We start from the raw sequence: 26,047 nt of genomic DNA, 5'->3' as shown, positions 1-26,047 counted from the left end.
CGGGGCTAAAATTCAGAGGCTAAAAATCAGGCGCCTCAACCTCACTTGCTTCCAATTCTGCGACCAATGCCAATTTCAGTCTATCCAGACCTTCCTGGGTGGTGGATTCACACCGTGCCACCAGAACGTCCTGGGTGTTTGATACCCGCAAAAGCCACCAACCATCATCGGTCAGAACCCGCACACCATCGCAGTCATTTACATTAGCCCCGACATCATTCAGCCGTTGGGTGACTTCTTCGAGCACTTCAAATTTACGGATTTCACCGCACGGGAACCGCAGTTCCGGCGTGTTGATCATTTCTGGCAATTCATCGCGCAAGGCTTCCAGACTTTTGCCAGAATTGGCCACCACCGACAACAGCCGGACAGCGGCATAGAGGCCATCGTCATACCCATAATAATGATCGGCGAAAAAGATATGACCGCTCATTTCGCCAGCAAGGGGCGAATTGGTTTCAGACATCTTTGACTTAATCAGGGAATGTCCTGATTTCCACATCAAAGGTTCCCCACCCATGCGCGCCACTTCATCAAACAGAACCTGGCTTGCCTTTACATCGGCAATGATTGTGGCACCGGGGTGTTCTTTCAAAACATCGCGCGCCAAAAGCGCGATCATCTGATCACCCCACAAAATGCGTCCCTTGCCGTCCACTGCCCCAATGCGATCCCCATCGCCATCAAAGGCAATGCCAAAATCCAGTTTTTCCCGCGCAACCAATTCCTGAAGCTGCACCAGATTTTCAGGAATGGTAGGATCAGGGTGATGGTTCGGAAATGTCGCATCCACCTTTTCATTCAAAAGAACATGACGGCCCGGAAGGATCTTCGCCAATCGTTCCATGGCGGGGCCTGCGGAACCATTTCCGCTATCCCATGCCACAGCAAGGTCGTTCTTGCCATCGTAATCAACCGCAAGACGCGCAACATACGGTTCAAGCACAGATGCTTCACGGTCTGAGCCCTCGCCCTCCACAAAATCACCGCTTTCGGCCATGTCGCCCAGCAGCTTAATGTCATCGCCATAGAACGCCTTGCCGAAGGCCATGATTTTGAAACCATTATATTCCGGTGGATTGTGCGAACCGGTCACCATGACACCGGCATCTGCACCTGACGTCACGGTAGAAAAATACAACATCGGGGTCGCCCCCAAACCAATGCGCGTTACCTCCATGCCACCCATGACCAGCCCCTTTACCAGAGCGGTTTCCAAAATTGGGGAACTGTCTCTACCGTCATAACCCACATGAACAGTTTTGCCGCCACGGGCAGCAAGCCACGTCGCCAGCACACGCCCAAGGGCTTCGCCATCGGCTTCGCCCAACGACACGCCAATGGTGCCACGAATGTCATATTCTCTAAGAATGGTGGGATTAAATTTATATCCGCTCACGTCTTATCCTTTTTTTTATTCCGTCGCCTCTGGGCGATAAATACCAATTACGTCGCCTCTGGGCGATAAATACCAATTACGTCGCCTCTGGGCGACCGATACTAAAATATCGAATGCCCGCAGACGCCATGTCTGCTGGGCTGAATATATTGCGCAGATCAACCACGACGGGCTGGCGAAGGCGTTCCTTGATGACAATAGGGTCAAGGGCCCGAAATTCATTCCATTCGGTAATGATCACCAGGGCATCCGCATCAGTCATTGCTGCTTCAACAGACTCACAGGTTTCAAGACCATCAATCATTTTGGCTGCCTCAGCCATCCCTTCGGGATCATAGGCGCGCACGGTAATGCCCGCCTTCATCAAAGCCGGCACAATATCAAGGGCGGGGCTTTCGCGCATGTCATCGGTATTGGGTTTGAACGTCAGCCCCAAAACAGCGACGGTCTTGCCTTTGGGTTCCCCATCAAGGGCATTGATAACCTTTTGGGCCATATCCAGCTTGCGTTGGTTGTTTGATGCCACCACGTTCTCAACAATGCTGACCGGCGCACCTGCTTCTTGTGCGGTACGGACAAGGGCCAGGGTGTCTTTGGGGAAACACGAACCGCCATAGCCCGGCCCCGGATGCAGAAATTTATTCCCAATGCGCCCATCAAGGCCCAAACCCCGGGCCACATCCCCAATATCGGCACCTAATTTTTCGCACAAATCCGCAATTTGGTTGATAAACGTAATCTTGGTCGCCAAAAATGCGTTGGTTGCGTATTTGGTCAATTCCGCTGTTTCACGGGATGTAAACTGGATCGGCGTTTCCAAAAGATTTAAAGGCCGATACAGGCGGCCCATAACTTTTCGGGCTTTTTCTGATGTGGTGCCAATCACCACCCGGTCAGGGCGCATAAAATCATTGATGGCAGCCCCTTCGCGCAGAAATTCCGGATTGGAGGCAACATCAACGTCAGCATCCGGCCGGGTTTCTTGAATGATCCGTTCCACTTCCCTACCCGTGCCCACGGGCACGGTAGATTTGGTCACCACCACCGTATAGCCAGAAAGGGCGGCAGCAATTTCTTTCGCAGCGGCATAAACGTAGCTTAGATCGGCATGGCCATCGCCGCGACGCGACGGGGTGCCAACGGCAATAAAGACGATGTCCGCACTGGCCACGGCGGAACCAAGATCGGTCGCAAAGCCAAGCCTGCCCGCCTCCCGGTTACTGGCAACCATGTCTTCAAGACCGGGTTCAAAAATAGGAATCTTTCCCGCATTTAAGGCATTGATCTTGTCTGTATCTTTATCGACACAGACAACATCAAATCCGAATTCTGCAAAACAGGCCCCGGACACCAGCCCAACATACCCGCTTCCAATCATAACAACATTCATGATCTATCCTCGATTGCCAACGACAACACAGCGCCGGTTACTCCCATTCTTCGCCAGATGCGCGCAGAAATCGGCGAATTGTTTCACGCAATTCCGGCTGCTTCAGGGAAAAGCCAATTTGAGCTTCGACAAACCCTTGCTGCGATCCGCAATCATACCGATGCCCTGTGAAACGATGCCCATGAAAAGGCGCTGCCCCAATCATCTGTGCCATCGCATCGGTCAACTGAACCTCGCCGCCCGCACCACGTTCAAACCGCGAAAGATGATCAAATACTTCTGGCAATAAAATATAACGGCCAACCACGGTCAGGTTAGAGGGCGCATCTTCGGGTTTGGGTTTTTCCACCAGACCCAGAACTTCCACAAGTCCGTCTTTTTCAACCCCCGGGTCCAGCACGCCATAACGCGCGGTATTTTCCCGGGGGACTTCTTGTATGGCAACCACGTTACCTTGCGTTTTCTGATGCGCATCGATCAATTGGGAAATGCAGCCCGGTTCACAATCCATCAGATCATCGGGAAGGATGACCGCAAAGGGCTCATCATCGATAAATTCACGCGCGCACCAAACGGCATGGCCAAGGCCCATTGGTTCATCCTGGGTCACACATTTGACCGATCCCTTTGGGGGTTCGTCCGCTTTTAATTGAGTGACCAACGCCGCATGATTGGGCCGAAGCGCTGCTTCAAGGTCCGGGGCCATTTCAAAATAGGCTTTCAGGGTATCGGCACTACTTTTGCGCCCGGTGACAAAGATAAAGGTATCAATGCCCGCTGCACGGGCTTCGCTGACGGCATAATCAATCAACGGTCGGTCAAGGACGGGCAACATTTCCTTGGACACAGCCTTGGTCGCAGGCAAAAACCTGGTGCCCAGACCTGCTACGGGAAAAACCGCCTTGCGAATGGCTCGAGCCATAAAATTACCTGCAATTTGCCTTTTGATTCAAACCCCTTGACCAATTGGCCAAGGCCCGGTCTTTGTGCCACAGGCCCCCGTCAGAGGCAAGCAGCCATCACTGCCCCATAAGCAGGTCTTTTGCCTGATTAAGCTTGGTTGCAAGGTAATTGGAGCCCCCACGATCAGGGTGCAGGTTGGCCATTAGCCTATGGTGGGCCTCACGGATATCTTCGTTGCTCACCCCGGGCTTCAAACCCAGAATATCCAGCGCTTCCTTGCGGGTCATGGGGCCACCATTGCCTTCGCCATAGCCCCTGGCTTTTTCCTGACGCTCGCCGCTACCTGAACCCGCATCACCGGAACCATTATTTTGGTTCTGATCTTGGTTCTGGCGGCGCATGCGGTTGGAACGCCATTGGTAATAAAATGGCAGAGCCAAAGGCAACCCATAAGCGATCCAGACCGACCGCCCGGCCATGATCACATAGGCAATCCCACCCAACACCAAAACCCCCAACACGACCCGAAACAAAAAGGCCAGCATGCGAGGGTTTGTGGTTGTCAGCCACCGGGCCAACAACAAAAACCCGGCGATGGCCGCTATTCCTAAAACCAGATAAGACATGGACCCATGATAGCCGGAGTTTTCAGAATTTGGGATTATTTAGCGTGAATAATTCCATCTGGATGAAACGCATAAAAGGCAAAGGCAAAATCAATGCCGTAAACTGCATCCACAAGGCCTGAAGCCGTGCGTTTTTGCACCACCACATTGCCAACATCGCGCCCTTTGGCAATTTCAGGACTGTCCAGGGCTGAATTTTGTCCCGCCTCCCAGGTAATCACATGATCCCCGGCAACAATGCGTTTATGGCGGCGCACCAATGCGAGCGCCCACGCTTCCTTGCCAATGGAAACCACCCGGGATAGGGGTGCAACATCTGCAGGCATTTTTCCACCATACAGCCACGGGCGCGACAAACTGTCATACCCCGCATATGGATTGGCGCCATAATTGCGCATGGACGGATTATTAGGCACAAGCACCTTGCCGTCAGGGTGGCGCGTGCGAAACCGGTTCAGGGATTCCAACCGGGATGGCAGCATCTTCAACCGTTTTCCCATATAGGTGCCAACAATGCCTTCCCCTAGAAACTGCTGCCACCAACTTTCGGTTTGGCGGTCATACATAACCAGATCAGAACGGCGCAACTTTCCAGTGGTGCCAAAATCCAGCACCTGGCCATCAAGGCGTCGGTCGAACACCACAGATGCATTGCACAAGGGGCAAAACGTGATCGATACGGGCACACCGCCCACATAGTCATTGACGATTTCATGCCACATCAGCACCGAAAGGGGATATGCCCGGGAATCACCTTTGATAGAGATCGAAATGACCGGCTCAGTCCCGATATGATCGGAAATTTTATCCAAGGGCAAAAAACGGGGGTCATCGATGGGTGGAATGCCATCCTTGGGCGGCCCACCGGAGCGGATTTTTCCCAAATCCACCGAATGGCGGGAAAAATCGGTTTTTGGCCATTCATTCACCCAGGATTTTGCAGCTTTAGGGATTTTGGCCTGATCCGCACCAATACTTTCATTTGGTGTCAGCAAATATGTCCCCGCCCCCAATGCACACAGGGCAAAAACAACGACACAGGCCTTAATTTGTCTTTTTGTCATGCCTAACTCTGAACCATGACCAAATTTGGCACAAATGAACTCTGCTCACGATTTTGTTACGACTGAAAGTTTCAGGCCCCGGGCACGCATTAGTTCACCCAATCGCCCGGTTTCCGGGTAAAATCCCCCCAAATTCCGGACGCGACCCAATCCCGGATATCCAACGCGCAAAATCGCTGCGAAACCAAAAAAAGGTCCCCCGCTCGTGGCCAAAGCCCCCGGTGCCGATCCCCATGATGGCACAGACGTAACCGATGATGAGGAACAGGTCCCGGCACGGACCATCTATGCCACCTATGGGGTTGGGCTGACGGCCAATTCTGTCGCCATGATGCTGAAGGTCATTCTGCCGCTGTGGGCCATTCATCTGAATTTTTCTGCCACCCAAATTGGCATCGCCGTTGGCATGTCGGCCCTGATGCCGTTTCTGCTTTCCATTCACGGCGGCGTACTGATGGATCGGTTTGGCACGCGGCGGGTCACCATGGTCTATGCCATCACCACCGCAGTGCTGGCCCCTATTTATCCAGCGCTGCCATTTTTTGCAGCCGTGCTCTTTCTGCAATTGATCACCGGGCTGACAGCCAATATGGGCTGGGTCGGGGCACAGACCTTGATCGTTCATTTTACCAAGGGCAAGACCATATTGCTGTCGCGTTTTTCCATCGCCGGAAAGGTCGGCACGTTGGTGGCACCAATGGCCATTGGTGCCATGTGGGATATTGCAGGGCCATGGGGGGCGTTTGTGTTTATGGGCCTGTTCAGTTGGCTGGTGGTTCTGGCCCTGTGGCTGGTGCCGGTCGACCATGAACCATCAGGGAAGGGTGCGGACAACGAAGCATCGAGGCGAAAGCTTTCTGATCTCACCCCCAAATGGTCCGATTACCTGCATGCCTTTTCTCTGGCCGCCGTACCAGTGGTTGCCTTTGTCATCACCATGAGTGCATTGCGCATCTCATCTTCTGTCGTGCAAACCTCTTTTTACGTGGTTTACCTTCAGGAAATTGGTTTGATCGGAACGGTGATCGGATTTTTGATCGGCATATCCGAAGGCGCTGGCCTGATCGGAGCCTTCATGGCTGGTTTTTGGGAACGCCATATCAAGCCCCATTGGGTTTTCATCATCTTTGCTGCCATGTCGTTGTTCTGTGTTTCCATCACCCCGGCCCTTGGAGATATTTTTGTCCTGTTGGTACTGTTTAGCGTCGGGCGCGGCTATGCACAGGGGCTGAGCCAACCCGTTATGTTCGGCATTTTGGCGCGCGCCATTAGCAAATCTGAACAGGGTACATCCATTGGGCTGCGCACCACGTCAAACCGCTTTGCATCCGTCATCGTGCCAGTCATCATGGGCGTCGTGGTCGATAGCATCGGCCTTCAAGACAGCTTTTACCTGATCGGCGGGTTTCTCATCTTTTGCTGTCTCGTCGTTGCCCTGTGGGTGCGCACCATCCCCGGGTTCAAGACATGACCGCATCCAGTATTCCCCCACGCCATTCAATTCCAAAGCGGGCGTATTACCCCGTTCTTGGCACCGGGTTAATGGCCAACATCTATTCAGATTTTCTATTGGTGGCAGCCCCCTTATGGGCGCTGATGTTGGGTGCAACGCCGGCGCAAATTGGCATCATGGTAGGGGCGCGGTCTTTCTTGCCATTTCTTTTGGCCATCCATGCCGGTGTCCTGATTGATCGCTATGGCACGCGTCGCATGATGCTGATTTTTACTGTTTTCACCGCAGGCCTTGTTCCGCTGTATCCCTTGTGTCCGTGGTTCCCGGCACTTGTTGCGCTGCAAATGCTGACGGGGCTTTTCACTAATCTTGGCTGGATTGGGTCCCAGACCCTGATTGCCCGGCTGGGCAAAGGCGACCCCCATTATCTTGGGATATTTTCCTTTACCTCCCGTGCTGGCAGCATTGCCGCCCCCATGGTGATTGGCCTGATCTGGGATTTAACCGGCCATTGGGGAGCCTTTACCGCCACGACCATCGCCGGATTGGGGCTATTGGTATCTACCTGGTTGGTGCCGCGTTGGGCCGAACATGGGGTTGAAGGCGAACATGCACTACCTCCGGAAAAAACATCTGCCCCCAAGGTTGGCTGGCGAGATTTTCTGCCACGATTAAGTGATTACACCAGCTGTCTCAGCCTGTTGGCCATCCCTGCTGTGGGGTTGGGCATTGCCGTGGCATTGCTGCGCCATACGCCATCAACCATCCAATCATCCTTTTACATCACTTACCTGAATGACATTGGTATGAGCGCAACCCTGATCGGTGTTTTGATTTCTGCATCGGAAGTCACCGGGGCCATAGGTTCCTTGGTCGCCGCCCCGGTCATGCGACGCTTTACGATCCACTGGCTTTTGTTATTCATGACCGCCATGACCATTACCATGATGGCCATTACCCCGCTTTTAGGCGGCGCATTCATCCTGTTGGCCGCCGCCCAAATTCTGCGCGGAACAGCCCACGGGTTTTTACACCCGGCAACCTTTTCCTTCATTTCCAGATCCCTGCCAACGGAATATCAGGCGCGCGGCGTTGCCCTTCGCACCACAGGCAATCGATTGGGTGCCATCGTGCTGCCCATTATCATGGGGTTCATTGCAGAATCCATCGGGGTTGAAAATGCCTTCTTGCTGACCGGCATTGCGCTTTTGGGTATTGTTCTGTTCATGGCCATCATGGTCGCAAGATCAAAGGCCTTCGGATTAAGACCCCGTCCATGAGCCATGCCGATGAACCTATAGAGCCAAGCAAGCAGCCGGTTTCACCGCGTGCAGAATTCACCATCTATGCCTCAGGGATGCTCACCGACAGTCAGGCAGAACTGATTGGCTTTCTAATCCCCCTTTGGGCCGTCATGCTTGGACTAAGCCCGCTGGAAATTGGTTTTCTGGTCAGTGCCAAATCACTTTTACCCGGTATCCTTGCCATCCATGGCGGCGTCTTGATGGACCGCTACGGCACCCGGCTGGTCATGATTTTGATGGGCATCGCCGGGGCTTTGTTGCCACCCGTTTTCGCAATTAGCACATGGTTTCCCGCACTCATCCTTTTGCAAATGGCCGTCGGTACCGCCATGTCCTTTACCTGGATCGGCGCGCAATCGCTGGCGGTGGAAGCGGGTAAAAACAAGCCCGCCATTGTTGGCCGGTTTGCTTTCTTTGCAAGGGTCGGCGTCATGATTGCCCCGATCATGGCGGGCGTGTTGTGGGATTTTGTCGCCCCATGGGTTGCCTTTGCCGTCATCGGTGTTGTCGGCATTGCCTTCTTGATTGCGGTGCGTGCCGTCCCAGTCTCTGAGGTCGGTGCTGCACGGGTTGATATCGCATCGCGGCCTGATTTTCGCATCAGCCACCTGATGCCAAAACTTTCTGACTACATTGGTGCTGCAGGGCTGTTGGTGATCCCGGCGGTCGCCTTCGTGGTGGTCGTATCATCGGTGCGCATTGTGTCTGCAACCATGCAGCAATCCTTTTATATTATTTATCTGGAACAACTTGGTCTGAAAGCAACTGCCATTGGGGGCTTTCTGACCCTGTCACAGATGATGGCGGCCTGTGGCACCCTGTTGGCAGCCCACCTGACGCGCTTCATCCCGCCCAATTGGGTCTTTTTAGGCGCGGTCTGCCTTTCCATTTTCTTTGTCTTTTCAACCCCGCTTTATGGCGATGCCTTTTTTGTGTTGGCTGTGGCCATCGGCATTCGGGGGCTTTGTCAGGGCATTTCCCAACCGGTGATGTACCGGATTCTTTCCAATGCGGTTAGCCCCGAAACCCAGGCCACCGCCATCGGGCTGCGCGCCACAGGAAACCGGGTGGCCAATCTGATGCTCCCCGTCTTTATGGGGGCCATTGCCCAATTTTGGGGGTTGAACGCAACCTTCTATGTGACCGGGACGTTGATGCTATCCATCCTTGCGGGCATGGGAATATGGGTGGCTTTTGGTAAGGCAAGCCCAAAATCATGAGCAGCAAAACACCTGATTATTCAGCGCCTGAAAAGATGCCCCTTCGCCTGGAGCTGGCCATCTATGGTGCCGCAATGTTCAGCAATTCTCTTGGCTACATGACCATGGTGGTGGTGCCTTTGTGGGTCATCACCCTTAATCCATCCCCGTTGATGATTGGCATCGTGTTGGGCAGCCGACATTTTCTTGTGTTTCTGTATTCCATCCATGGCGGGGCCATGATGGACCGCATGGACCCCAGACGCATCATGGTCATGTTCACCTGGATTGGTGCGGTCATTCCCTTTTTCTATCCTTTGACAACCTGGCTATGGGTGTTGGTGTTGATCCAGATGATTGCCGGTTATTCCACGGCCATTGGCTGGATCGGGGCCCAAGCCATTATCGGGCAAACCCTGAAAGGCAGTGCCGTCCATGCCGGCCGGATGAGCGCCGCAGTCCGCATCGGCGCATTGATAGGCCCGCCGCTGACCGGGGCCGCCTGGGATTTTGGCGGGCCATGGCTATCCTTTGGGACCTTGGCGCTCTGGGGGGCTGGATTGATGGCATCGTGTCTTGCCCTGCCCAAAACACCACCAAAACCCGGCACCCAATATGTTCCCATCAATGCACGGGATTTTATCCCAAGACTATCTGATTACATGGCCACCTTTTCATTGTTGTCCATCCCCGTGATTGCAACCGTGGTTATGCTGGCGGTGATCCGAATTGGTGGCTTTTCCATGCAGTCATCGTTCTATGTCATCTGGTTGGAACAACTGGGTTACACCGGCACCACCATTGGTCTGTTGATGACCGTTTTCTCGCTTTTTGGCGGCGGAACTTCCCTGCTGGCCGGTCCATTGATGAAACGTTTTTCGGGCGCATGGCTGGCCATTTTTGCGGTGTCTGTCTGTATCCTTATGGTCACCATCACGCCTGTCCTTGGCTCTTATGCATTGTTGATGGTGGCCGTCGCCATCAACGGGGGCCTTTATGGGCTGGGCCAGCCCTTGATGATCACCATGGCCGCACGGGGTGCGGGGTCCCAAAATCAGGGCAAAGCGGTGGGATTGCGCACCAGTGCCAACCGACTGGCGGCAACCTTTATTCCGATCATCATGGGTGCAGTGGTTCAATTTTCCGGGCTTGAAAACAGCTTTTACATCATGGGGGGCGCCCTTTTATGTCTGGTCGCCCTGATTGCGGTTTATGCAAAACGCTCTGGGGCTACAAAATGATCGAAGGCCAAGGCTTGACCAAAGTCACGCTGGCTTTTAAGACAATCTGGGAGGAAATGCGTTGAGTGAGGATAAATCGCCCGAAGTGGCGACACCGGGGAATATTCCCCTTCGCAGCCAGCTGCCGGTTTATGCCGCCGGCATTTTTTCCAATGGGGCCATTCAACTGGCCGCCGTGGTTGTTCCCTTGTGGATGCTCCACGTTGACAGCTCCCCCCTGATGGTGGGGATCGCCCTTGGCTCTCGCCAGATATTGCCCGTGCTGCTGTCAATCCATGGCGGCGCGCTTATGGATCGCATCGGCATCCGCAAGGTGATGATCTGGTTTTCCATTCTGGGCGCAGTGACGCCATTTTTGTTTCCCCTGTTCCCGTTCTTTGCCGCCGTTATCCTTTTACAAATGCTGGGCGGTATTTCTGCCGCCATGGGCTGGATCGGCACCCAGGCCCAAATTGGTGCCGTCATGAAGGGCGAACCCAAATACGCCGGGCGCGTCACCTTCTTTAACCGCTTCGGCATGTTGGTGGGGCCACCGGCAACCGGGGCGGCCTGGGATTTTGCCGGACCATGGGGCGGCTTCGGGTTTTTAGGATTTTGGGGTATCGCCCTCACCCTTTCCTGCCTTGCCATGCCCAAACCCGTCAAGGGCGAGATCGGCAGCGGCGATGAAAATTATTCACGCCTGACGGTGCGTGAAGTTCTGCCGCGGCTGACCGATTACACATCGGCCTTCCGGTTGATCGCCATCCCGACCGTGGCCTTTGTCATTGCCGTTACCTTGATCCGCCATTCTTCCAATGGCATTCAAACCTCGTTCTATGTGGTGTGGCTTGAATCCATCGGCTTAACCGGCACCATGATCGGCACGTTGATATCTGCATCCGCCGTGTTGGGCAGTGTTGGCTCCATATCGGCGGGGTGGCTGGCAAAGAAATTCACGGCCTACAGGGTTTTGGTAGTGTCGGTCTGCCTGGCAATTTTATTGATCGCCATCACGCCGATGCTGGGCACCTTTGTTTTGTTGTTGGGCGCCATGGGGCTGCGGGGCGGGTTCATGGGGGTCAGCCAACCCTTGTTGATTTCCCTGATGTCCCAATCATCGGGTCGCCAACAGGGCAAGGGCGTGGGCCTGCGCACCACGGTCAATCGCCTGTCGATTTTGGTAACCCCGGTGATCATGGGGGCCATGGCAGAATTCATTGGCATTGCCCCGACGTTCTATGTGGTCGGTGGCTTCCTGGTTTTACTGATGCTTTTCGTCGCCTTCAAATCCCGAAATTCCTTTAAATAAAGGCCGCCTTTAAACAAGGAAACGCCAAATGGAAAAAACTGATTGTATTGTCATTGGTGCCGGGGTGGTTGGATTGGCCATTGCCCGCGCACTGGCCATGGCGGGGCGCGAGGTTGTTATCATTGAAGCCGAAGACGCCATTGGCACCCACACCTCATCGCGCAACACCGGGTGCATTCATGCCGGGATCAATTACGTGCCGGGCAGCCTGAAATCTCGGCTGGCCCTTCGGGGAAAAGAATTGCTCTATGAATATGCCGCAACCCACGGCGTTGGCCACCGGCGCTGTGGCAAGATGATTGTTGCGACCAACGATGCCCAAACAGAAAAGCTGGAGGCCCACCGCCTGAAAGCAGAATCCAACGGGTTGTTTGATCTGCGTATGCTGGATGCGGGAGAGGTCCGGGAAATGGAGCCCGAACTTGTCTTTAAGGGCGTTCTATATTCCCCCTCTTCGGGCATTGTTGATGCCCATGATCTGATGCTGGCACTTTTGGGCGATGCCGAGGCCCATGGTGCATCCCTGGCATTACGATCCCCGGTTATCAAGGGACGCGCGATCGAGGGGGGCATTGAACTTTCCATCGGCGGGAAGGAACAAACCACCATCCAGTGTAATCTCTGTATCAATGCCGCAGGCATTGGGGCACAGGGCATTGCCAGAACCATTGATGGCATTCCGGAAAACACAATTCCCGGCCAAGTTTTGGTCAAAGGCTGCTTTTTTGTCCTGCGCGGAAAGGCACCCTTTTCACGGCTGATCTATCCTTTGCCGGATGCGCACCACCAAGCAGTGCATGTCAGCCCGGACATGGGCGGCCAAATGCGTTTTGGGCCAGACACCGAAGACGTGGACAAAATTGATTATTGGGTTGATCCCGCGCGCGCATCCTTTTTCTATGATGCCGCCCGCCTGTTCTGGCCTGACTTAAAAGATGGCGATCTGGAACCGGGCTATGCCGGCATCCGCCCCAAAACCAACCCAGGCCGCGCCGCTGACAATGATTTCATTATTCAAGGGCCGGATGTTCACGGCGTAGACGGATTGATCGCGCTCTATGGGATTGAAAGCCCGGGGCTCACGTCTTCGCTGGCTATTGGGGAATATGTGGCAGGTCTGGCCAAAGGCGCATAACGCTGGCTTTACGCAGAGATATCTACCCCACCGCTGGGTGCGCTTGATGGTGGACTGGCCGGTGCGCTCGATGGTGCGCTCGATGGCGCGCTGGAAGATGAACCAGAATCGTTTCCACCAATGCCCGCGCTGGTATCGCTGCGGGCTTGGGAAACGGGGCTGGTAAGCCCACCAAGAAGCCCGAGAGCCTTTTGGTAATTCTGGCCAATAGCGTTGCTTCCGATATTCCGGGTGGTCATGGCGGCCACCTCACTTGAAATATCCACAACACCTTTTAATTCAAGATTTGTATTCTTTTCTGTACCCGCGGCGGCACCATACCCAACCACAAGGCTATTTGCCCCGCTGGCGTGGTTTTGTTGCGCCCGTATGGCCGTAGCAATGGCGGCGGCCGCAATCTGTGCATCGCTTGTTAGGGTATCGCCCGTGGTTGCATTGGATGCTGTCAGCAAATCGGCACTATCAAGCCCCGTGGCAAGCTTTGCCACCGTGGCTGACGCAATAGAGACAGACAAGGTTTCACCGCCCCCATCCGACCCGCCAACGGTATAGGTCAGCGTCCTGGAAGCCCCACCATCACCATCCAGCAACACGGTGCCCGCATCATTGGTGGTCCGCGCAACGATTGCTGTGATTTCATCGCGCAAATTATCAAAACTGTGATTCAAATGGGCCCGGTCCGTGGTGGACAGCCCCTGGGCCAATAAAATATCTTAATCACTGGTTTCAATGCCGGTTGCCGACGCCACCGTTTTTTGCGTGGCAAGGTTGGTCAGGGCCTTCATCTGGTCCAAAATGTCGGAAATTTCGCTGACACCCGATTGTGCCTTGGCAAGATCGGTCAGGGCGCTGGCAATGCCAAGCTTTCCGGCATCGACGCTGGCAATTTGAACCGCCCGCTGCCCCGCCGTGCGCAATGCGCCAAGTTCACGCTGGTAACCGGCTGTGGGTTTCGGGATGCTGGAAGCAGCGGCACTGCTCCGCACGCCCGGCATTTGTGCCAGCCCCCCCGAAATTCCTGTTGCCAATTGCAAAGCCATTAAACCGTTTCCCGTGACGCCCCTAAATCAATGTCGGGGCAATTAATTGATGCCCTATGATAGGCGTGGGGGCATCCGGGGCGGTTAATCCTTCAAGGCTTTCGAATCCACTTTATCTAAAATTTGATCTATTCATTTCTAGAATTTTTTAATCAATTTCAATGGATTAAGGGAACCCGCCTAAAGCAAGCCAAGGGCACGCAGTTCTGCGCGAAGGGCCGGGGGCAATGAAGTGCCGGATTCTTTAACCATTTTGGATGGGGCGTTTAAATTTGGCGGCGCATCCCCAGGGGCAAGATAGCGCCAGCCCTGAATGGGCCTGTGCACCACGGGCTGGGTCCGGATAATCTTCGAAGAAAGGCGAATGGCGCACTGTTTTCGGCCATTTTCACGTTCTCTTCTTTCCAGACCCATGATTTTCTGACAGGCCGTGATTTCACCGTGAATGATCCAATAAAAGCACCCACCATCAAGCACTTCTGTTGAACGGCGTGGAAAATTACGGGTGAAATGCCACGTCCCCTTCCCCTCACCATTGGCCAATCGGCGGGCACGGCGTTCCTTTTGAACCTTTGCCATATGGGCAACCGATTCTATACCAACCGCGTATTTAAGAAGATGAAGCGCCATCAAGCTCAGGCATTTTTGGAAACGACATTCAACAATGCCTGCCGGCCATCTTTGGCCATGGCATTCAATGCCCGATCCAGTGCCATGGGCAGATCGGCGGGGTCTTCCACCCGTTCGCCGTAACCGCCTGCAATTTCCACGGCCTTTTCAAATTTGGCGCCTTCCTGAAAATATGTCAGCGGTTCCCAGTTGCTCTTGGCCGCATAGCCATCGGGATAGACTCCATGGGTGTTCCGTTTGACGGCGTTCCACATGCTGTTGTTGTAAACAATGGTCAACATGGGCAGATTTTCTGCCGCTGAAATATAATGGGCCGGAATGGGATTGCCGAACATGTAGGCCCCATCACCCTGTGTACAGATCACCTGGCGATCCCGATCTGCCAGTTTAATACCAAGCGCCGTGCCCAGCCCCCAGCCAAGCCCGCCGCCTTGACCCAGAGAAAAGAAGGTGCCCGGTTTGTTGAAGGTCATGTGCTGAGGCGGCAATTGGCTTTCTTTGACAACAATACCGTCATCATCTTTTACCTGATCAATACAATGGCTGATCCACACAGGATGGGCCGGAGAATCCTTTGATGCTTTTTCCAACGCGACCTTTTTGTTTTCTGCCTGCTTTGCCCGCAAGTCACCCAGACTTTTACGCCGGGCATCAATGCGCGATTTGGCAGATTTTTCGTGGCCGGCCAATGCATCATCCAGCGCCTTAAAGGTCCATTTCAACAAACCCGTTATGGCCATATCTGAACGGAAGCCCCGGATCGGATAAGTCGAAAACAACGGATCGGCCCCCAGATGGATCACCTTGCAATCATCGCTTGGTGATTTGTTGCCGGGAATCCACGGCACATCACAATCGGCAACGATGATGAGATCGGCATCTTCTAAAAAGGCATCGGGGTTATAGCCAAGGTTCATGGGATCATCGGTGGTGATGCACACATAACGGGGTTTACGTTGGGTCACAGGAATTGCAAACCGGTTTGCAAGGGCGCTCAACGCGGCAACGTCTTCAAAATCAGCACCGGCAGCAGATGTAATGATCACCGGGTTTTTTGCCCCGGCAATCAGATTGGCTGCTTCATCGATGGCATTGGGGTCTGGCATGGGCGCGGTGGGATACGCCCGCGTGCTGGGCGAATCATAGACAAAGTCTCCCGCAGGGCCTGCCAGCACTTCGCGGGGAAGGGTCATGTAAACTGGGCCCCGTGGGTGGGTCATTGCGGCATTAAGCGCCCGATCAATGGCGGTTTCCACCACTTCGGCATTGGGCAGTTCATAATCCCATTTGACCACTTCGCGAACCATGGAGCGTTGATCAAACATTTCCTGGGGCCAATGAATCTCCCCGGAACGCTTGCCCATCAAATCACCGGTTTCGCTGAACGGTGTGCGACCAGCGGAAAACAGAACCGGGATATTGCCCTTATAGGCATTGACCAACCCACACACGGCATTGGCGGTGCCCACATTGACATGGACCATCACCGTCTGGGGCCGCCCGGTCATAACGTAATAACCCTGCGCCATGCCCATGGCGACATTTTCATGGGGGCATGTGATGGGCTCTGGCACCTTTGTGCCGTTAGCGCGCATTTTGGAATAGGATTCGATAAGGGGCGCAAAATCAGTGCCCGCATTGCCAAATAGATAATCAACGCCGCGATCGGCAAGTAGGGTCAAATAAGCATCGGCAACGACACCATTGGAGATTTTCTTTTTGGCCATGAGAACTCCCTGAAATATTCTGTATTTGTTGTTTATTTGGATGTTTTATAGGGGCAACGCAGCCTCTGCCAGCCCTAAAGGGCCTGCCACAGAAACTACCAAGGAATCTCCGTCCCGTCATAGGCCATAAAATGCCCAGATTCCGACATTTTTGCCCCAGATATCACCCCGCGCAAGCCTGTCACCGATGCCGCCACATCCAAAGGCGCATTGGGCCCACCCATATCGGTCCGGACCCAGCCCGGGTGCAGCAACAAAGCGATGATGCCCTTTGGTTCAAGCGCTGAGCTCAGGCTTTTGACTGCCGCGTTCAATGCCGCCTTTGAGGCACGATAGGCATAAAACCCACCGCTGGAATTATCGGCAATAGACCCCATGCGGCTGGTCAGAAAGGCAATGCGCTTGTCCTTGCCCCGTTCCAGATGGGGGATAAACCGCGCAGCCACCGCCAATGGCGCCAAGGTGTTCACCGCCATAACCTTTTCCCACCACTCATAATCAATGGCATCCAGTGTCTAGTTGCGCCCCATAATGCCGGCATTGTTGATCAAAACATCCACCACCTCACCCGAAAGGCTGGCCGCAAACCGATCAATGGCATTGATGTCGGTCACATCAAGGCTGTGAACCGTTATGTCGCCTGAAATTGCCGCCAATTCACGGGCAGCGATAGGATCACGACAGGTGGCATGGACCCGGCAGCCATCCAAGGCATATTGGCGGGCGAATTCCAGCCCAATGCCCCGGTTTGCCCCTGTGATTAAAACGGTTGTCATGGGCTTATTTAACCAGAAACAGGGCAGCAAATCCCAAAAATGCTGAAAACCCGACCACATCGGTGACGGTGATCAAAAACACCCCCGAAGACAAGGCCGGGTCTGCCCCTGCGCGGTCCAATACCAGTGGAATAAACACCCCCATCAATCCAGCAATCAACAGATTGACCACCAAAGCCCCGCCGATGACCAGCCCCAACGCGGATGAGCCAAACCATACGCTGACAACAACGCCCACCATTGATGCCAAAATGATGCCGTTGAAGGCGCCGACGATGATTTCCTTGCCCATGATCCGCATGGCATTGCCGCCATGGAGTTCCTTCATGGCCAATGCGCGCACGGCCACCGTCATGGCCTGGGTTCCGGCATTGCCCCCAAGGGCGGCCACCACCGGCAAAAGAATGGCAAGGGCGACGATTTCCTTGATGGTTGCTTCGAACTGCCAGATCACCACCGATGCCATCATCGTGCTGATCATGGAAAAGATCAGCCATGAAATACGCGAACGCGATGTTTTCAGTGCCGCCAGATACAGATCATCTTCGCGCACCCCGCCCAGATGCATGATGTCTTCTTCGGCTTCTTCATGGACCACTTCCAAAATATCATCATGGGTGATCACCCCGACAAGCCGCCTGCCCTCATCAACCACCGGCACCGATGCCAAACCATATTGGCGAAACAACAACGACACCTCTTCCTGATCGGTTTCCACTGGCACCGTGTGGGGGGCATCCCCCATCAATTGTTCCAGTGGTACCGGGCGACGATTGCGCAACAGGCGACCCAGCGGAATGGACCCCACCGGATGGTGGGCCGGATCGACCACGTAAAGATCAAAAAATTCATCGGGCAGTGCGCCGCCACCCCTGTCTGCTTCGTCGCGCAGAAAATCAATGGCATCGCCCACGGTCCAAAAGGATGGCATGGATACGAATTCTCGCTGCATCAAACGCCCGGCGGAATCCTCTGGCCATGACAGCGCTTCTTCCAGAAAGGCACGATCCCCCGCCTTCAAGCGTTCCAGAACCGCGTCTTGTTCCGGTTTATCCAGACTTTCGACGACATCCAACGCATCATCGGTTTCAAGTTCGGTTATCGCGGCGGCAACCGTGGCCGTTTCCATGCTGCCCACAACATCATCGCGGACCGGGTCTTCCAGAAAGGTCAGAAATTCCGGTTCAAGCTCGGACCCGATCAAATCGATCAAGCGGTGGCGTTCCAGACTGGACAGGTCTTCCACCATATCCGCCAGATCGGCCCCGTGCAGCCCGTGACTGATGGCCAAACATTGATCGGCGTCCCCCGATGCCAGGGCTGATTTCAGACCCTCTATCTGACCCGGGGTGGCACCATAAAGTTCTTCACCCAAAGCATCACTGAGCTCTGGGGTCACAGGCTGCGCATCGGTGGGGGATGGATTTTCCGACATAGGCCGTGCTCCGGATTGAGATCAAAATAAAAGGACCCATGAGTGTATCACGGGTCCTTTTAAAAAAATAATGGTGCGGCCGAGAAGACTCGAACTTCCACGGACTTTCGTCCACAGCGACCTCAACGCTGCGCGTCTACCAATTCCGCCACGGCCGCAAAATTACTGATAGAATACCCCAAATACGCTTCCTCAGGGTCGCATGGGGATAGCAAATGGAGGGGCGCTTCGTCAATGGCAGAAGCTCAAAAATCGCAGAAATTACCGGTTCAGTGGGCCTTAAGTGCCGGCTTTGTGCCCTATGAGGAAGCCGTATGCGCCATGGAATCCCGGGTAGCGGCCATTCATGGGGAAAAGGCACCTGAATTGATCTGGTGTCTGGAACACCCACCACTTTATACCGAAGGCACCAGTGCCGATAAATCAGAACTGCTGGACCCCGGTGATCTGCCGGTTTTTCAAACCGGCCGAGGGGGGCGCATCACTTGGCATGGACCGGGCCAGCGCATTGCCTATGCGTGTCTGGACCTTAAACAACGCGGATCAGACGTCAGGGCATATGTCCGGGATCTGGAAAGCTGGATTATTGCCACCCTGGCCCAATTTGGGGTGACCGGTGAACGCAGGGAGGGACGCATCGGCATTTGGGTTGTCAGCAAAGACGGGCGCGAAGAAAAAATTGCGGCCCTTGGCGTGCGCGTGCGCCGCTGGGTCAGCTATCACGGCATCGCCATCAACAATGCACCCGACCTCAAACATTATGAGGGCATTGTGCCGTGCGGGATTTCAGAATTTGGGGTGACATCCCTTGCCAAACAGGGCGTTGATATTTCCATGGCAGAACTGGACCGCGCATTGCGGACCTGTTTCGAAGAAACCTTTGGCCGCGAAACCACCGATGCAGACCCGCTGCTTTAAATAAAAGCCTGCTTACGCGATTGAGGGCAGCTTTTTGAAAGCTTCCCCAAAATCATCATCGGTCGGGCGGAATTCACCGGGATACTGGATCACATCCGTGACTTCTGCCTTTGGCGGGCCTTTATAGCAGGCCTTGGCCATGGCGCGAACGGCGCTAACCTCGCCTGCAAACACCGCTTCGACAATATTGTCGGAACGATTGCGCACCCAGCCCCGAAGCCCACGTTTGGTTGCTTCTTCCACAATCCAGTTGCGGAAAAATACACGCTGGACCTTGCCCTTGATACGGACATGCCGGGCTATCTGTTCGGGTACATCATTCATGGGTGCATTCATGGATGTTCGTCCTTTGATAAAAGTTCTAGAAACGCTGCGGTCTGGACAAGGTCAAGACGCTTGCCTTCACGCATCACGGTTGCTTCTGCATCTTCACCCCATTTATCGGCCTGATACCGTTCTTCCAGACACGCTGCTGAATAAGCCTGATCAGCATCTATGGCACCGTCCAAAAGTGCAAGACCGATCATAATGGACCCTGCCGTATGGGTTGCGGCCGAAAGCGCCACAAGGCGCATGGGGGTTAAGGCCTCTATGGTATTGGAAACGGCCGTATGAACGGCACTGTCCTGGGGCACCGCAAGAACCCCTGTTGTCACCCGAAGTGCCACCCCGTGGCGCGATTTGAACCAATCTCCGATGGGATTCCAAAGCGCATCTTCTCTCGCTTTAAGATCAGGGGTGTTTTCTGCCCTGAATAAAACAAGATCGGTTTCACAATAGCCGATCAAATCAGTAACGATCCCTGATCTGCCCGCTTCCTTGCCTTCGACCACATCAATGGCACCCGTTGCCAGACGAAAATTAGGCGCAACACCGGGATCATTCAGTCCTTTGCCGGTAAGCCGTGCGGGATCATCTATCAGTTCACCGGCAATTGCATCGGCCAAGGCCCGGTTGGGCAACGCAATGCCCCTGCCACCCGGGGTTTTTGCGGGCTGGCCATTAAGCGTGATCAAGAAACCATCGCCCTTGGCATCAACGCCGATTTTAAGGTCAGGTTTTTTGGGTCCAGCCATTATGCTTTGGCACCTTTAATAAGGGCCAATTCAGCCGCTTTGGGCAGATCAGAAAAATCATCAATGATGCACCCGGCACCGGCATTCACCAAATCCTGTCGCTCATGATAGCCCCAACTGACACCAATGCCTGCGACCTTGGCCGCACAAGCCATTTCCATATCAAAACTGGTGTCCCCGATCATCACTGTATTTTCCGCACGTGCCCCGGCCTCCGTTATGGCGCGTTCCAGCATGTGGGGTGCGGGCTTTCCGGGGCCCCCATCGGCATTTTGCAGGGTCAGAAAATGCCCGGCCAAATCAAAATGATCCAGCGTTGAATGAAGCCCATCCGCCGTTTTTCCCGTGGCGATGCCCAACAACCAACCCGCCCCATCCAGATGGGTCAGGACTTCGCGAACCCCTGAAAATAATTCTTCTGGATGTTCACCTGAATCACGCAGTTCAAAGAAATGTTTCTTATAGCCTTCACCAATTTCGGCGTGGCAATCATGCTCGATCCCCATATCAAGAGACAATTGTTCAACGGCATGATCCAGTGATAACCCCACAATGCGCCGCACGGCTTCTCTGGGGGGCACAGCCAGACCAGCTGCTTTAAAGGCCCGGCCCATGGCGGCAGAAATCATATGCTGGCTGTCTACCAGGGTGCCATCAAGATCGAAAACGGCAAGACGCAAAGGGTCATCCATCATCTTTAATCCCTGGGAAAGGGGTCTGCCACTGAGACCGTAAAGTTAAGGGCCGCCATGGTTTTTTCCATGTGTGGCGACAACGGTGCTTCAACCTTTAAAATTCCCCCCGATGGCTTTGGAATTTCCAATGACCGGGCATGGAGGTGCAATTTTTTATCAAGATCAATGCCATCGATAAAGGCATCATAGCCGCCGTATTTTCCATCCCCCAAAATCGGCGTGCCAAGGGCCAACATGTGCGCGCGCAATTGGTGGGTGCGCCCGGTCAGGGGCATCAATGCCACCAGTGCCAATCTTGGCCGTGCCTCATCCAAAACGGCATATAACGTCACCGCGTTTTGACCCGTTTCTGGATCAGCGCGCATTTTTTCATCCCCCCGGGTTCCCCCCTTGGCCAGCTTCAGCGAAATTTTGCCTTTTGTGGGGCTGGGGCAACCGACGGTGACGGCCCAATAAATTTTTCGGGTCGTGCGGTCGCGGAATGCTGCGGTCAGGGCGCGCGCTGCTACTCTCGATCGAGCCAGCACCAACACGCCCGATGTGTCTTTGTCCAATCGATGGACCAGCCGGGGACGCTCAGGCGCTTCGAATTGTAGCGCATCCAGCATGCCATCCAGATGCACCCGGGTTCCTGTGCCCCCTTGGACTGCCAAGCCAGCGGGTTTGTTGAAAACGATGATTTCTTTGTCTTTGTAAATCACGCGATCGCGCAATTCCTGCACTTTGGCATCATCCATTTTTTGGGGCATGGGCTTTCGTGGCCCCATTTTCCGCGCAACCTCCGCGGCCTCCACAGCCATGGGTGGTACCCGGATTTCCATACCAGGCTCGACCCTGAAGCTGGTTTTAATGCGTTTACCATCAACCCGAACCTGTCCGGTGCGTAAAAGCTTTTGCAAAGGCCCATGGCCCAATGCCGGATAATGGGCCTTGAACCAACGGTCCAGACGCATGCCCATTTCGTCTTCGGTGACGGTTAAATTTGAAAGCATTGCCATATTAACCAATCACCCCACGGGCAATCGCCAAGCCCGCAAAAAGTGCCGCAATGGAAACCACCATGGAGGCGATCACGTAAAACCCGGCTTCCATAAAGGCGCCGCGTTCATAAAGGGTCACAACATCCAAAGAGAATGTGGAAAAAGTTGTGAAAGCCCCCAAAATGCCGACAACTAAAAAAGCCCGCAATTCTGCCCCCGGTGACCATACAAGGGCCATGGTTTCCACCAATGCGCCCAGAACAAAAGAGCCCACAACATTGACAGCCATCGTTCCCCAAGGGAAAGCTAGACCCACAACATTGCCAACGCCCGACATCACCAGATACCGAAGGGTGGCACCGATGGCACCACCGGCAGCAATGGAAAATAACATTTTCACGGCTTCATTCCTTTTTTTCTTCTGGCCCGTTTTTACTGCACCGCAGTTTTTCCCAATAGGCCAGTCGCTTTGCAACGTCTCTTTCAAAGCCAACATCTTTGGGGTCATAAAGGTTTACGCGTTCCAAGTCGTCAGGAAAATAATCCTGCCCGGAAAATCCATCTTTGGTGCCATGGTCATATTGATACCCATCACCATAACCAATATCCGACATCAATGCGGTCGGCGCATTCAAAATATGCTTTGGCGGCATCAAGGAGCCGGTTTCGCGGGCCATTTTTTTGGCGGCCATTTCCGCCTTATAGGCGGCATTTGATTTCGGCGCAGTCGCCAGATAAATCACGGCCTGGGCAATGGCCAGCTCCCCTTCGGGAGAGCCTAAAAAATCATAAGCCTCTTTTGCCGCCAAGGCCTGGGTCAGGGCAGCGGGATCGGCAAGACCAATATCTTCGGATGCAAAGCGAACGAGACGCCGAACAATATAAAGCGGGGCTTCACCCGCGACCAACATTCTGGCCAGCCAGTACAGGGACGCATTCACATCGGAACCGCGCAGGCTTTTATGCAGCGCAGAGATCAGGTTGTAATGGCCATCTTGGGATTTATCGTAAATCGGTGCCCGTTTTTGAACCGCATTGGCCAAATCAGCCCCATCCAGAGGGGCAGAGAGCGATGGCGCAAGCGTAAAAAGTTCTTCTGCCAGATTAAGAAGATAGCGCCCATCCCCATCGGCCATGGCTTTCAACGTTTCCCGGGCTCCGTCATCCAGTGGCAGATCAATTCCGCTTTCGGTCTCTGCGCGGGCAAGCAAGCTTTCAAGGGCCACGCCATCAAGGCGTTTGAGCACATAAACCTGACAGCGCGACAGCAGGGCGCCGTTTAATTCAAACGATGGATTTTCCGTGGTGGCGCCGATCAAAATCACCGTGCCATCTTCGACATAGGGCAAAAAACCGTCTTGTTGTGCACGGTTAAAGCGATGGATTTCATCCACAAACAGCAACGTCCCCTGCCCCATTTCATGACGTTTTTTGGCGTCTCCAAACACCCGTTTGAGATCAGCAACGCCTGAAAAGACGGCCGATAAGGGCTCAAAAATCATATCGGTGGCATCGGCCAGAAGTCTGGCCATGGTGGTCTTTCCACAACCGGGCGGCCCCCACAGGATCATGCTGGAAAGCCTTGCTTCCTTGACCATGCGGGCAATCGGACCTGATGCACCAGCATCCTGCACATCCCCCAACAAATGGTCCTGACCCAACACATCCCCCAGCACGGCGGGGCGCAGGCGGTCTGCCAAAGGGCGTGGGGCATCGGCCTCAAACAAGGTCATATCAGCCCCCGATCGCCAAGGTAATGAGGCGGCCTTTGCGTTCCAACGAGATGCGCCAAGCAGGTGCGCCCGATTGGCGCGCAAGAACGCGGCCCAATGTCTCTACCGTTTTGATGGTATCGCCATTGATGGCACGAATGATGTCTCTTGGTTTCAGACCTGCGCGCCGGGCATAGCCACGACGTTTTAAGCCAATGACAACGACGCCCGAAAGATCAGGCGGCATTGACAGTTCATCGGCAAGGGCTGGAGACAGGTTTCCGATGACCGCCCCTGAAAGCGGGTTTTCACCGGAAACAGACATAAGGTTGCGCGGTGGTATTTCAGGCGCGGGGTTCAGGGCAATCATCAATTTTTTTGCCTTGCCACTCCTTAGAATGTTTAATCTTGCCGTCCCGCCCACGCTTAAGGTTGCGAAGCGAAAACGCAAACCCTCTGGATCATTGACCCCATGGCCATTGACGGCAATCACCACATCACCGGTTCGCAATCCCGCTGATGCGGCAGGGCTGGCTGCGTACACCTTGTTGACCAGCACACCCTGGGGTCGTGCAAGACCAAGGGAGCGAGCAATGGCCGCCGTCACGCGCTGGCTTTTTGCACCAAACCATGGCCGTACCACGCGCCCGGTAGAAGCACCTGCAAGCACCGTTCGAACCATGGCAGATGGCACTGCAAACCCAATCCCGATAGACCCGCCAGATTTTGAATAAATGGCCGTATTAATGCCCACAAGCCCGCCATCAATGCTGACCAGCGCACCCCCGGAATTGCCGGGATTAATGGCAGCATCCGTCTGAATGAAAAAGCGATAATCGGTAACACCAATGGATGTTCTGGCCAGTGCCGATACAATGCCACTGGTGACGGTTTGCCCTACCCCAAATGGATTGCCAATGGCCAGCACCAGATCGCCTACTTCCAGAGCATCGGAATCACGAATAACCAGATGCGGCAATTCTTCACCTGCGGCATTTATCTTGAGCACCGCAAGGTCTGTGCGCTTGTCGATCAAAATGACCTTGGCATCAAATTCCCGGCGATCGGCCAACACAACCCGGATTTGATCTGCACCCTTGATCACGTGGACGTTGGTAACAATCAAGCCTTTGGGATCAAGAATGACGCCACTGCCCAAAGAAGTGCGAACCCGTTTCCGAACCGGGCCTGCGCCGCCAAAGTCTTCCCCAAAAAACCGCCTGAAAAATGGATCATCGAACAAGGGAGACCGGGATCGGGCGAATTCCACCTTGCGGGTATAGATATTGACCACCGCCGGTGCCACCTTGCGCACCAGCGGCGCGAAAGACAGGGTCACCTGAGACTTCGTTTTGGGAATTTCGCGTAGGCCCTCTGCCCATGCCATGGACATGCCAGCAATCGACATCATTGCCCCGATCAGAACAATGATCCCTGCCTGAAGTCGTAATTTTAGAGGTCGGGTCGCAGCCATAAGCCTTATCCTGGGTAGAGAGCGCTTGAATATGGCGCTAAATTTAGCATCCGGGAATAGAAAAGGCAGCCCTAGGGCTGCCTTTTCTGAAATCATAGCCCGCAGAAACGGCTAAATAACCGTGCTTATTCCTCTTCGGAAACAGCCTCTTTCTTTTCCTGAACGGGGCCTGAATCTAGACCCTTGGCTGCTTCATCGCGATCAACCAGTTCAATCAAGGCCATAGGGGCCGCATCACCATAACGCTGGCCCGCTTTCAAAACCCGGGTATACCCACCGCTGCGTGTTGCATAGCGCGTGGCCAGAGCATCAAACAGCTTGTTGGTCAGGCCTGTGTCTTGAAGCACTGACAAAGCCTGGCGACGGGCATGGAGGCTGCCCCGTTTGCCAAGGGTTACCAGTTTTTCGACAAATGGCTTCAACTCCTTTGCCTTGGGCAAAGTTGTTTTGATTTGTTCGTGCTTCACCAGCGCTTGAGCCATGTTGCTTAACATGGCTTTACGATGAGAAGAGGTCCGGTTCAGCTTTCTGCCGCTCAGACGATGGCGCATTTACTTATCTCCTTCATGCTTCCGGTTT

At 54.3% G+C, this 26,047-nt stretch carries 24 protein-coding genes, 1 tRNA gene and 2 pseudogenes; 7 read left to right on the top strand and 20 right to left on the bottom strand.

Annotated elements, in window-relative coordinates:
• Positions 1–19 precede the first annotated feature (19 nt).
• From HOJ08_04760 to HOJ08_04740, 5 genes are all read right to left on the bottom strand, one after another.
• Positions 20–1,399, bottom strand: coding sequence for a phosphomannomutase/phosphoglucomutase (locus tag HOJ08_04760; protein MBT5672746.1), 1,380 nt, complete (start codon positions 1,397–1,399; stop codon positions 20–22).
• Positions 1,400–1,475: 76 nt separating this feature from the next.
• Entirely contained in the window at positions 1,476–2,789 is a 1,314-nt protein-coding gene (locus HOJ08_04755) for a UDP-glucose/GDP-mannose dehydrogenase family protein (protein ID MBT5672745.1), read from the bottom strand.
• Between the two features lie 37 nt (positions 2,790–2,826).
• Positions 2,827–3,711, bottom strand: coding sequence for a UTP--glucose-1-phosphate uridylyltransferase (locus HOJ08_04750; protein MBT5672744.1), 885 nt, complete (start codon positions 3,709–3,711; stop codon positions 2,827–2,829).
• Between the two features lie 97 nt (positions 3,712–3,808).
• Complete coding sequence (locus HOJ08_04745; GenBank protein MBT5672743.1) at positions 3,809–4,318, bottom strand: hypothetical protein; 510 nt, start codon at positions 4,316–4,318, stop codon at positions 3,809–3,811.
• 35 nt (positions 4,319–4,353) lie between these two features.
• On the bottom strand, positions 4,354–5,382 hold the full coding sequence (locus tag HOJ08_04740; protein MBT5672742.1) for a DUF3179 domain-containing protein: 1,029 nt from the start codon (positions 5,380–5,382) through the stop codon (positions 4,354–4,356).
• A gap of 205 nt (positions 5,383–5,587) precedes the next feature.
• On the opposite strand from HOJ08_04740, the gene HOJ08_04735 reads away from it, so the two are divergent.
• The 6 genes from HOJ08_04735 to HOJ08_04710 all read left to right on the top strand — a co-directional run bounded on the left by HOJ08_04735 (position 5,588) and on the right by HOJ08_04710 (position 13,005).
• Positions 5,588–6,853 (top strand): MFS transporter, encoded by a 1,266-nt coding sequence (locus tag HOJ08_04735; protein MBT5672741.1) that lies wholly within the window; start codon positions 5,588–5,590, stop codon positions 6,851–6,853.
• The gene (locus tag HOJ08_04730; GenBank protein MBT5672740.1) at positions 6,850–8,115 is read left to right on the top strand and encodes an MFS transporter; all 1,266 of its coding nucleotides are present in this window, start codon (positions 6,850–6,852) and stop codon (positions 8,113–8,115) included. The genes HOJ08_04735 and HOJ08_04730 overlap by 4 nt, the downstream gene beginning before the upstream one ends.
• Complete coding sequence (locus tag HOJ08_04725) at positions 8,112–9,359, top strand: MFS transporter (GenBank protein ID MBT5672739.1); 1,248 nt, start codon at positions 8,112–8,114, stop codon at positions 9,357–9,359. Before HOJ08_04730 ends, HOJ08_04725 begins: the two co-directional genes overlap by 4 nt.
• A complete protein-coding gene (locus tag HOJ08_04720) occupies positions 9,356–10,579 on the top strand; it encodes an MFS transporter (GenBank protein ID MBT5672738.1) in 1,224 nt (407 codons plus the stop codon). The genes HOJ08_04725 and HOJ08_04720 overlap by 4 nt, the downstream gene beginning before the upstream one ends.
• Before the next feature lie 61 nt (positions 10,580–10,640).
• Positions 10,641–11,870, top strand: a complete 1,230-nt coding sequence (locus HOJ08_04715) for an MFS transporter (protein ID MBT5672737.1) — start codon at positions 10,641–10,643, stop codon at positions 11,868–11,870.
• A gap of 28 nt (positions 11,871–11,898) precedes the next feature.
• The gene (locus HOJ08_04710; protein ID MBT5672736.1) at positions 11,899–13,005 is read left to right on the top strand and encodes an NAD(P)/FAD-dependent oxidoreductase; all 1,107 of its coding nucleotides are present in this window, start codon (positions 11,899–11,901) and stop codon (positions 13,003–13,005) included.
• A gap of 26 nt (positions 13,006–13,031) precedes the next feature.
• Here the strand turns inward: HOJ08_04710 and HOJ08_04705 are convergent.
• The 7 genes and pseudogenes from HOJ08_04705 to HOJ08_04675 all read right to left on the bottom strand — a co-directional run bounded on the left by HOJ08_04705 (position 13,032) and on the right by HOJ08_04675 (position 18,771).
• Positions 13,032–13,124 (bottom strand): annotated as a pseudogene (locus tag HOJ08_04705) (Rieske (2Fe-2S) protein).
• A 594-nt stretch (positions 13,125–13,718) separates the two neighbouring features.
• Positions 13,719–14,045: a hypothetical protein gene (locus HOJ08_04700; protein MBT5672735.1), complete on the bottom strand. Its 327-nt coding sequence runs from the start codon at positions 14,043–14,045 to the stop codon at positions 13,719–13,721.
• A 180-nt stretch (positions 14,046–14,225) separates the two neighbouring features.
• A complete protein-coding gene (locus tag HOJ08_04695) occupies positions 14,226–14,675 on the bottom strand; it encodes a DUF1489 domain-containing protein (GenBank protein ID MBT5672734.1) in 450 nt (149 codons plus the stop codon).
• 5 nt (positions 14,676–14,680) lie between these two features.
• A complete protein-coding gene (locus HOJ08_04690) occupies positions 14,681–16,402 on the bottom strand; it encodes a thiamine pyrophosphate-requiring protein (GenBank protein ID MBT5672733.1) in 1,722 nt (573 codons plus the stop codon).
• Between the two features lie 95 nt (positions 16,403–16,497).
• Positions 16,498–17,178 (bottom strand): annotated as a pseudogene (locus tag HOJ08_04685) (SDR family oxidoreductase).
• A 4-nt stretch (positions 17,179–17,182) separates the two neighbouring features.
• Positions 17,183–18,613 carry a magnesium transporter gene (gene mgtE, locus HOJ08_04680; GenBank protein ID MBT5672732.1) on the bottom strand — a complete coding sequence of 477 codons (1,431 nt, stop codon included), beginning with the start codon at positions 18,611–18,613 and terminating at the stop codon, positions 17,183–17,185.
• A 71-nt stretch (positions 18,614–18,684) separates the two neighbouring features.
• Positions 18,685–18,771 (bottom strand) — tRNA-Leu (locus tag HOJ08_04675).
• Positions 18,772–18,847: 76 nt separating this feature from the next.
• Here HOJ08_04675 and lipB point away from each other — a divergent pair.
• Positions 18,848–19,531, top strand: coding sequence for a lipoyl(octanoyl) transferase LipB (lipB, locus tag HOJ08_04670; protein MBT5672731.1), 684 nt, complete (start codon positions 18,848–18,850; stop codon positions 19,529–19,531).
• Between the two features lie 12 nt (positions 19,532–19,543).
• Here the strand turns inward: lipB and HOJ08_04665 are convergent, their stop codons facing one another.
• From HOJ08_04665 to rplQ, 8 genes are all read right to left on the bottom strand, one after another.
• Positions 19,544–19,855, bottom strand: coding sequence for an acylphosphatase (locus HOJ08_04665; protein ID MBT5672730.1), 312 nt, complete (start codon positions 19,853–19,855; stop codon positions 19,544–19,546).
• An 8-nt stretch (positions 19,856–19,863) separates the two neighbouring features.
• Positions 19,864–20,607 (bottom strand): hypothetical protein, encoded by a 744-nt coding sequence (locus HOJ08_04660; GenBank protein MBT5672729.1) that lies wholly within the window; start codon positions 20,605–20,607, stop codon positions 19,864–19,866.
• Positions 20,607–21,299: an HAD-IA family hydrolase gene (locus HOJ08_04655; GenBank protein MBT5672728.1), complete on the bottom strand. Its 693-nt coding sequence runs from the start codon at positions 21,297–21,299 to the stop codon at positions 20,607–20,609. The genes HOJ08_04660 and HOJ08_04655 overlap by 1 nt, the downstream gene beginning before the upstream one ends.
• 5 nt (positions 21,300–21,304) lie before the next feature.
• Positions 21,305–22,300 (bottom strand): RluA family pseudouridine synthase, encoded by a 996-nt coding sequence (locus HOJ08_04650; GenBank protein ID MBT5672727.1) that lies wholly within the window; start codon positions 22,298–22,300, stop codon positions 21,305–21,307.
• Between the two features lies 1 nt (position 22,301).
• Positions 22,302–22,676 carry a fluoride efflux transporter CrcB gene (crcB, locus tag HOJ08_04645; GenBank protein MBT5672726.1) on the bottom strand — a complete coding sequence of 125 codons (375 nt, stop codon included), beginning with the start codon at positions 22,674–22,676 and terminating at the stop codon, positions 22,302–22,304.
• Positions 22,677–22,686: 10 nt separating this feature from the next.
• A complete protein-coding gene (locus tag HOJ08_04640) occupies positions 22,687–24,015 on the bottom strand; it encodes a replication-associated recombination protein A (protein MBT5672725.1) in 1,329 nt (442 codons plus the stop codon).
• A gap of 1 nt (position 24,016) precedes the next feature.
• Positions 24,017–25,468: a Do family serine endopeptidase gene (locus HOJ08_04635; protein ID MBT5672724.1), complete on the bottom strand. Its 1,452-nt coding sequence runs from the start codon at positions 25,466–25,468 to the stop codon at positions 24,017–24,019.
• Positions 25,469–25,593: 125 nt separating this feature from the next.
• Positions 25,594–26,019, bottom strand: a complete 426-nt coding sequence (rplQ, locus tag HOJ08_04630) for a 50S ribosomal protein L17 (protein ID MBT5672723.1) — start codon at positions 26,017–26,019, stop codon at positions 25,594–25,596.
• Positions 26,020–26,047 lie beyond the last annotated feature (28 nt).

This window comes from Rhodospirillales bacterium (assembly GCA_018666775.1).
Taxonomy (GTDB): domain Bacteria; phylum Pseudomonadota; class Alphaproteobacteria; order SMXQ01; family SMXQ01; genus JABIXC01.
Note: the sequence above shows the minus strand (reverse complement) of the source record. Positions and strands in the feature narration are given on the sequence as shown.

Coding starts and splice junctions, on each gene's coding strand:
- HOJ08_04695 (MBT5672734.1), bottom strand. CDS start 14,675: ATGGCGCTTCATCTTCTTAAATACGCGGTTGGTATAGAATCGGTTGCC.
- HOJ08_04755 (MBT5672745.1), bottom strand. CDS start 2,789: ATGAATGTTGTTATGATTGGAAGCGGGTATGTTGGGCTGGTGTCCGGG.
- HOJ08_04665 (MBT5672730.1), bottom strand. CDS start 19,855: ATGAATGATGTACCCGAACAGATAGCCCGGCATGTCCGTATCAAGGGC.
- HOJ08_04650 (MBT5672727.1), bottom strand. CDS start 22,300: ATGGCAATGCTTTCAAATTTAACCGTCACCGAAGACGAAATGGGCATG.
- HOJ08_04730 (MBT5672740.1), top strand. CDS start 6,850: ATGACCGCATCCAGTATTCCCCCACGCCATTCAATTCCAAAGCGGGCG.
- HOJ08_04690 (MBT5672733.1), bottom strand. CDS start 16,402: ATGGCCAAAAAGAAAATCTCCAATGGTGTCGTTGCCGATGCTTATTTG.
- HOJ08_04740 (MBT5672742.1), bottom strand. CDS start 5,382: ATGACAAAAAGACAAATTAAGGCCTGTGTCGTTGTTTTTGCCCTGTGT.
- rplQ (MBT5672723.1), bottom strand. CDS start 26,019: ATGCGCCATCGTCTGAGCGGCAGAAAGCTGAACCGGACCTCTTCTCAT.
- HOJ08_04640 (MBT5672725.1), bottom strand. CDS start 24,015: ATGACCTTGTTTGAGGCCGATGCCCCACGCCCTTTGGCAGACCGCCTG.
- HOJ08_04710 (MBT5672736.1), top strand. CDS start 11,899: ATGGAAAAAACTGATTGTATTGTCATTGGTGCCGGGGTGGTTGGATTG.
- HOJ08_04720 (MBT5672738.1), top strand. CDS start 9,356: ATGAGCAGCAAAACACCTGATTATTCAGCGCCTGAAAAGATGCCCCTT.
- HOJ08_04655 (MBT5672728.1), bottom strand. CDS start 21,299: ATGGATGACCCTTTGCGTCTTGCCGTTTTCGATCTTGATGGCACCCTG.
- crcB (MBT5672726.1), bottom strand. CDS start 22,676: ATGTTATTTTCCATTGCTGCCGGTGGTGCCATCGGTGCCACCCTTCGG.
- HOJ08_04635 (MBT5672724.1), bottom strand. CDS start 25,468: ATGGCTGCGACCCGACCTCTAAAATTACGACTTCAGGCAGGGATCATT.
- mgtE (MBT5672732.1), bottom strand. CDS start 18,613: ATGTCGGAAAATCCATCCCCCACCGATGCGCAGCCTGTGACCCCAGAG.
- HOJ08_04750 (MBT5672744.1), bottom strand. CDS start 3,711: ATGGCTCGAGCCATTCGCAAGGCGGTTTTTCCCGTAGCAGGTCTGGGC.
- lipB (MBT5672731.1), top strand. CDS start 18,848: ATGGCAGAAGCTCAAAAATCGCAGAAATTACCGGTTCAGTGGGCCTTA.
- HOJ08_04660 (MBT5672729.1), bottom strand. CDS start 20,607: ATGGCTGGACCCAAAAAACCTGACCTTAAAATCGGCGTTGATGCCAAG.
- HOJ08_04700 (MBT5672735.1), bottom strand. CDS start 14,045: ATGGCTTTGCAATTGGCAACAGGAATTTCGGGGGGGCTGGCACAAATG.
- HOJ08_04725 (MBT5672739.1), top strand. CDS start 8,112: ATGAGCCATGCCGATGAACCTATAGAGCCAAGCAAGCAGCCGGTTTCA.
- HOJ08_04745 (MBT5672743.1), bottom strand. CDS start 4,318: ATGTCTTATCTGGTTTTAGGAATAGCGGCCATCGCCGGGTTTTTGTTG.